We start from the raw sequence: 6781 nt of genomic DNA, 5'->3' as shown, positions 1-6781 counted from the left end.
GGGCGGGCTGGCCGCCGCCACGGCCGGGCGCGTGCCGCGGTCCGGTGCGGGGCGCGCGGCCGGCTTCGCGGCCATCGGGGCCTTCGGACGCTGATCTGGCCGCGCCAGCGATGTTGTGGCGCAGCCGCCACAGTGTCTCGCGGATGTCGCGTTGCGGGGACGCCCGTGATGGACGTCTCGTCACCGGCCGGACAATAGTGCGGCAGGCCTGACTGCGTCTGGGGGGGATTCTCCGGCGCGGCACCTGTCGAGGGGGGCAGGCGGGCCGTCGGATGCCGGGTTGACCGGCGCAGGAGGAGGTTTACGGAATGCGCAAGATTTTGTTGGGCACCACGGCGGTGGCCGGCGCTGCGCTGATGGGCATGAATATGGCCGTCGCGCAGGTCGTCACCCAGTCCCCGCAGCCCACCGCCCCGGCCCTGGCCGGCGTGGCGGCCGGTGAGGCGCGCGGCGCCCCGCCGGTGATGCCGTTCTCGGTGCATGGCGGCGGCGGCGTGCCGGCGGCCGGCACCTTCCAGGTCCGCCTCGGCGGCTTCTTCGAGTTCAACGCCGGCTGGATCGACGACAGCAACGACAAGCTGGCGGTCAATGCCGGTGGCACCAACGTGCGCAGCCGCTCGCAGTGGGATTTCCGGACGGACGCTGAGATCTACATCACGGCCGCCGGCAAGACCGCGAACGGCCTGAGCTACGGCGCGCAGTTCGAGCTCGAGTTCGACAACGTGATCGGCTCGGGCTCCGGCACGGGCATGGACACCGACGAGATGTGGGGCTGGGTCAGCAGCCCGACGCTCGGCACGGTGATGTTCGGTGACCAGGACAGCGCGGCGGACCTGATGAAGGTCTCGCTGCCGGGCGCCGTGCTGCGCCTTGGCCCGTCGTCCGAATGGGACGAGTTCGTCTCGGTCGCCGCCGACGGCAACCGCTACCTGGTGACTGACATCAACGACGGCAGCGACGCGACGAAGATCATCTACGTCTCGCCGCAGTTCTTCGGCTTCGACTTCGGCGCGAGCTTCGCCCCGAACCGCCGCGAGGGCGAGCAGTTCTTCTCGGTGACGACGCCGTTCATCAACACCGCCGCCAACCCGGGCGGCGCGGTGACGCCGCCGCCCGCCAGCCAGGTCCTGCAGCGCGATCCGAACGACTCGATCCGCAACGAGCTGAGCCTGGCCGCGCGCTACCGCGGCAGCTTCAACAACATCGGCATCCAGGCCAGCCTCGGCTACCAGCAGGCGGACGCGCAGGCGATCTCCAACGCCCCCGGCGTCGTCGGTCTGCAGGATATCCGGGAGTGGCAGGTCGGCGCCCAGATCAGCGGCTTCGGCTTCGCGCTCGGCGCGGCGTATCGCTGGGGCGATTACGGTTCCGTCACCATGTCGCCGCTGCGCCAGGGCCTGAGCGGCTCCTCGACCTGGGGCGTCGGTGCCACCTACACCATGGGCGCCTGGCAGTTCGGTGCGCATTACGGCGAGGCGACCCGCGACAACGGCTCGGGCGTCGTCAACAACGGCAACGGCACCTTCAGCGGCGCGAGCGCGGCGACCTTCGGCACGGCCGCGGCCGCTGCGGCGAACAACAACCAGGTCGGCCTGGCTGACCGGACGCAGAAGGTCTTCGCGATCGGCGTGTCCTACCTGATCGCGCCGGGCCTCGAGGCCTACGTGAACTACACCAACGTCGAGGATCGCAACATCGCGACCAACACGACGTCGGCCAGCGCGGCGCCGATCACGCTGGCGGCGCCCGGCAGCGGATCGCTGACGCGCAACCGCGACATCGACGTGGTCGTGATCGGCACCCGCATCACCTTCTGATCCCGTCCGGGATCGGAAGGCCGCGAGGCCTGAACGGGGGCGGCGGGGCAACCCGCCGCCCTTCTTCTTTTTGCGGCTGCTTTTCCGCCGTGGCGTCTGCGGCTAAGAAGCCGCCCTGGGGCCGCATTGGCCCCTGTCCTGCCGGATGGGTGCCGCATCTCGCGGCGCGGACGGCGGGGCGCTGGTGAACCGCCCGGACTGCCGGAGGCGTGGCCCCCGGGGCCCGGCCTTCCGGCGGACGGGCCGGGTCGGGATGGGAACGATGCCGCGGCTTACGACACGCCTCTCGCTCGGTCTGGTGGCCCTCGTGCTGGCCGGGTGCTCGTCTCTCCAGGACAACATGCGCGTTCCCGGCCTGGACGAGTATTCCGACGACCGGCGCGCCGCGCAGGTACGCGGCCGGGTGACCGGGCAGGACGGCCTGATCCTCCTCGGCACCGATCGCAGCAGCCAGCGCGGCGGGGGCGGCGACCAAAGCGGGACCGGGCTCGGGGTGAACGCCTTCCTCTGGCGCGCCACGCTCGACACCCTGTCCTTCATGCCGCTCGCCTCGGCCGATCCCTTCGGCGGCGTGATCATCACCGACTGGTATTCGCCCCCCGGCGCCGGCAGCGAGCGGTTCCGGGTGACCGCCTATATCCTGGGCCGACAGCTGCGGTCGGACGGCGTTCGGGTGGTGGTGTTCCGGCAGGAAGCGCGCGGCAATGGCTGGTCCGACGTGCCGGTCTCCGCCAGCACCGCGTCGGAGCTCGAGGACCGGGTCCTGGCCCGCGCGCGGGAACTGCGGTCGCAGTCCACCTCGGCCTCGCGCTGAGCGGCCCGGCCGGCGCCAGGCCGGCGGGGCCGCGCCTCACATGCTGAACGACATCAGCAGGTAGCGGTCGATCTCGACGATCCCGTGGGTCTGCATGGTCGCCGTCAGGATGTCCGACGCCAGCGCGCCGACGCTCGCGTGCTCACGCTCGCCCAGCACCGGTTCGAAGAAGCGGAACCTGCCCCCCGGGCCGGGGACGGCCGAGATGGCGTGTGCGCCGTTGAGCTTCAGGCTGGCCCAGCTGGCATAGACCGCGTTGCCGCCCGCGAGCATCCGCCCGATCTCCTGCGGCAGGACACGTAGCGGCAGGGCGTGGTCCGGCCGGGCCTGGACCAGCTGGCCGGAGATGCGGCCGCCGAGGGTTGCGATGTAGTCCTTGAGGAAGTTGTTCTCCACGGCCTGGTAGCCATCGCCGTGCAGCGTCTTGAGCTTGGTGTGGTGGTCGTAGAGGAAGCGCACGTCCTGCACGCAGGACTGCCGTGTCGCGCCGGCGAGGACCCGGAGCGCGCCGCCGTCCCGGCCGGACGGGGGCGATAGCCAGGCCCAGAAATCCTCTCCTCTCAGCGCCTTGATGACGAAATGCGCCGACAGCGCCATGCACACGCCGCTGCGCGTGGACGCGAAGCTGCGCCAGCGCGGGTCGTCGCTCTGGTTGTAGGCGACGTTCGGCATCCGTGTGCTCCTCCGGGCCTGGCCGGCGCTGCGGCCCGGCGGGTCGTTGCCGATCGGCACCAGATACTGGTCGAGCCGCGGGCGGCTGGCCACGGCAAAGTGCGGCCAAGTGCTTTCCAGCGCGGCCACCGCGCTCTATCCCTTGCGGCGAAAACGCCCCATCGCCGCGAAGCCATGAACGATTCCACGAAGCCGACCCCGAAAGAGCCGCCGCGCTACGACTTCGCGGCCGCCGAGCCGCGCTGGCAGACGGAGTGGGACCGTCGCGCCTGCTTCGCCGTGCCGGACGTGCCGCCGCCCGAGGCAAAGAAGTACTACGTGCTGGAGATGTTCCCCTACCCGTCGGGGAAGATCCACATGGGGCATGTGCGCAACTACACGCTGGGCGACGTGGTGGCGCGCTACAAGCGGGCGCGGGGGCATCTGGTGATGCACCCGATGGGCTGGGACGCCTTCGGCCTGCCGGCGGAGAACGCGGCGCGGGAACGCGGCATCCATCCGGGGAAGTGGACCTACGACAACATCGCCAACATGCGCGCGGAGCTGCAGCGCATGGGGCTCAGCCTGGAATGGGCGCGGGAATTCGCCACCTGCGACGCTGCCTATTACGGGAAGCAGCAGAAGCTGTTCCTCGATTTCTGGAAGGCCGGCCTGGTCGAGCGGAAGGAGAGCTGGGTCAACTGGGACCCGGTGGACGGCACCGTGCTGGCGAACGAGCAGGTGATCGACGGGCGCGGCTGGCGATCCGGCGCGCTGGTCGAGAAGAAGAAGCTGAGCCAGTGGTTCCTCAGCATCACGAAATACGCGCCCGACCTGCTGGAGGCGCTGAACACGCTCGACCGCTGGCCGGAACGGGTGAAGCTGATGCAGTCCAACTGGATCGGCCGCAGCGAAGGGGCGCGGGTGCGCTTCCGGCTGACGGACGCCGCCGCCGCCGGTGCGGAGGAGGTGGAGGTCTTCACCACCCGTCCCGACACGCTGTTCGGCATGAGCTTCCTGGCCGTGGCCGCCGAGCACCCGCTGGCCGCGGCCGCCGCGGCGCGCGATCCGCGGGCGGCGGAGTTCATCGCCGAGTGCCGGCGCATGGGGACCAGCGAGGCGGCGATCGAGCAGGCGGAGAAGCGGGGCTTCGACACCGGCTTCCGCGTGGCGCATCCCTTCGTGCCCGGCGTCTCCTTCCCGGTCTGGATCGCGAATTTCGTGCTGATGGAATACGGCACCGGCGCGATCTTCGGCTGCCCCGGGCATGACGAGCGCGACTTCGAGTTCGCCACGAAATACGCCCTGCCCATCCTGCCGGTGGTGCTGCCGCCCGGCGCTGACGCCACGACCTTCCGGCTGGGGGGCGAGGCCTATACGGACGACGGCACGATCTTCAACTCGGGCTTCCTGGACGGGCTGGCGGTGCCGGCCGCGAAGCGGCGCGTGATCGAGGAGCTGGAGAAGACCGGTCAGGGCACTGGTGTGGTGAACTGGCGCCTGCGCGACTGGGGCATCAGCCGCCAGCGCTACTGGGGCTGCCCGATCCCGGTGATCCACTGCGAGTCCTGCGGCGCGGTGCCGGTGCCGGAAGCGCAGCTTCCGGTGGTGCTGCCGGAGGACGTGGACTTCTCGAAGCCCGGCAACCCGCTGGACCATCACCCCACCTGGAAGCACGTGGCCTGCCCGCAATGCGGTGCCCCGGCGCGGCGCGAGACCGATACCTGCGACACCTTCGTGGACAGCAGCTGGTATTTCGCGCGCTTCTGCTCGCCCGGCGCGGCGGAGCCGGTGACGCGGGCAGCGGTGGATGCCTGGCTGCCGGTGGACCAGTATATCGGCGGCATCGAGCACGCGATCCTGCACCTGCTCTACAGCCGCTTCTTCACGCGCGCGATGAAAGCGACCGGGCACCTGGCGGTGGAGGAGCCCTTCGCCGGGCTGTTCACCCAGGGGATGGTGCAGCACGAGAGCTACAAGGGCGCCGATGGGCGCTGGCTCTACCCGGAGGAGGTGGAGATCAGCGTGGCGGCCGACGGCACGCGCAGCGCGGTGGTGAAGGGCTCGAACGAGCCGGCGACGATCGGCCGCGTCGAGGCGATGTCGAAGTCCAAGCGCAACACGGTCGATCCGGGTGCCATCATCGGCAAGTACGGCGCCGATACCGCGCGGTGGTTCATCCTGTCGGACAACCCGCCGGAACGGGACATGGAGTGGACCGAGGCCGGGGTGGCCGGCGCCTTCCGCTTCACGCAGCGCATCTGGCGCCTGGCCGCGAATTCCGCGGATGCCCTGGCGCCGGTGGGCGCGGCGCATGCGGCGGGTGCGGGCCCCGCGCGGAAGCTGCGCCAGGCGACGCACCGCACCATCGCCGCCGTGACGGAGGCGCTGGAGAACTTCGCCTTCAACGTCGCCGTCGCCCGCATCCACGAATTCGCCAATGCCATCGGCGAAGCCGAAGGCCAGGCCGCCGCCGAGGGCATGGGCGCGGCGCGGCGCGAGGCGCTGGAGACGCTGGCGCGGCTCTCGGCGCCGATGATGCCGCATCTGGCCGAGGAGGTCTTCGCAGCGCTGCGCCCGGGCAGCGGCACGCTGGTGGCTGAGCTGCCCTGGCCCGAGGCGGATCCGGAGCTGCTGAAGGCCGAGACGGTGACGCTCGCCATCCAGGTTCTCGGCAAGCTGCGCGCGACGATCGAGGTGCCTGTCGGGGCGCCGGAGGCGGAGATATTCGCCCTGGCGGAGGCCGAGGAGAACGTGCAGCGTGCGCTGGGTGGCAAGCCGGTGAAGAAGCGGATCCATGTCCCGGGGCGCGTGGTCAACCTGGTGGTCTGAGGCGATGACGGGGGCGGGCCGGGGCAGCGTCGTCCTGCCAGGGAGGCGCGGTGCGCTGCGCGGGCTGGCGGGCCTGCTGGCGTTCGGGGCCGGGGGCTGCGGCTTCCGGCCACTCTATGGCGGGAGCGGCGCTGCCGGCGGCGATCCGACGGTGGCCTCGGAGCTCGCGGCCACCCGCGTGCCGGTGATCCCGCAGCGCTTCGGGCAGCTGGTGCGGCGCGGCCTGCAGCAGCGGCTCGGCAGCGGGGCCGGCGTGGCCGAGTCCGCGCGGTGGGAACTCACCGTCGCCCCGAGCCTGACCGGCGAGGGGCTGGGCATCCAGAGCGACGGGTCCGCGACGCGGCTGCGTTTCATTGCGACAGCGAACTGGCGTCTGGCGCGGGTGGGCGCGCAGGAGACCGTGGCAAGCGGCTTCGAGCGCGTGATTGATGCCTCGAACGTGCTGCAGAACCAGTACTTCGCCTCGGAAGCGAGCCGGGATGCGGCGGATTTCCGGATGGCCGAGCTTCTGGCGGACGAGGTGGTGACCCGGGTTGCATTGCAGTTCCGTGCGCTGCAGGCCGGTGCCGCGGCGCAGGCGATCGCGCCCGTGCAGCCGCCGCCGTCCCTGCCCGAGCTGCGGCAGCCGCCGGGCCCGGGCGGGCCGGCCATCCCGCTGCCGGGCACG

The 6781-nt window shown here is 71.3% G+C and carries 5 protein-coding genes; 4 read left to right on the top strand and 1 reads right to left on the bottom strand.

Features of this window, described 5'->3' with window-relative positions; all coding sequences use genetic code 11:
• The first annotated feature begins 308 nt into the window (after positions 1-308).
• Positions 309-1817: a porin gene (locus OZN99_RS22260; protein ID WP_270937448.1), complete on the top strand. Its 1509-nt coding sequence runs from the start codon at positions 309-311 to the stop codon at positions 1815-1817.
• 262 nt (positions 1818-2079) lie between these two features.
• Positions 2080-2631, top strand: coding sequence for a DUF3576 domain-containing protein (locus OZN99_RS22255; protein ID WP_270937447.1), 552 nt, complete (start codon positions 2080-2082; stop codon positions 2629-2631).
• 36 nt (positions 2632-2667) lie between these two features.
• Here OZN99_RS22255 and OZN99_RS22250 read toward each other — a convergent pair whose 3' ends face one another.
• Positions 2668-3432, bottom strand: a complete 765-nt coding sequence (locus tag OZN99_RS22250; RefSeq protein WP_270937446.1) for a hypothetical protein — start codon at positions 3430-3432, stop codon at positions 2668-2670.
• Positions 3433-3477: 45 nt separating this feature from the next.
• On the opposite strand from OZN99_RS22250, the gene leuS reads away from it, so the two are divergent.
• Positions 3478-6114, top strand: a complete 2637-nt coding sequence (gene leuS, locus OZN99_RS22245; protein WP_270937445.1) for a leucine--tRNA ligase — start codon at positions 3478-3480, stop codon at positions 6112-6114.
• A gap of 151 nt (positions 6115-6265) precedes the next feature.
• On the top strand, positions 6266-6781 hold a 516-nt coding region (gene lptE / locus OZN99_RS22240), incomplete at its 3' end, for an LPS assembly lipoprotein LptE (protein ID WP_270937444.1).

The sequence above is a fragment of the Falsiroseomonas oryzae genome (assembly GCF_027856955.1).
In the GTDB taxonomy this organism is placed as follows: Bacteria; Pseudomonadota; Alphaproteobacteria; order Acetobacterales; family Acetobacteraceae; genus Falsiroseomonas; species Falsiroseomonas oryzae.
Note: the sequence above shows the minus strand (reverse complement) of the source record. Positions and strands in the feature narration are given on the sequence as shown.

Coding starts and splice junctions, on each gene's coding strand:
- OZN99_RS22260 (WP_270937448.1), top strand. CDS start 309: ATGCGCAAGATTTTGTTGGGCACCACGGCGGTGGCCGGCGCTGCGCTG.
- OZN99_RS22255 (WP_270937447.1), top strand. CDS start 2,080: ATGCCGCGGCTTACGACACGCCTCTCGCTCGGTCTGGTGGCCCTCGTG.
- leuS (WP_270937445.1), top strand. CDS start 3,478: ATGAACGATTCCACGAAGCCGACCCCGAAAGAGCCGCCGCGCTACGAC.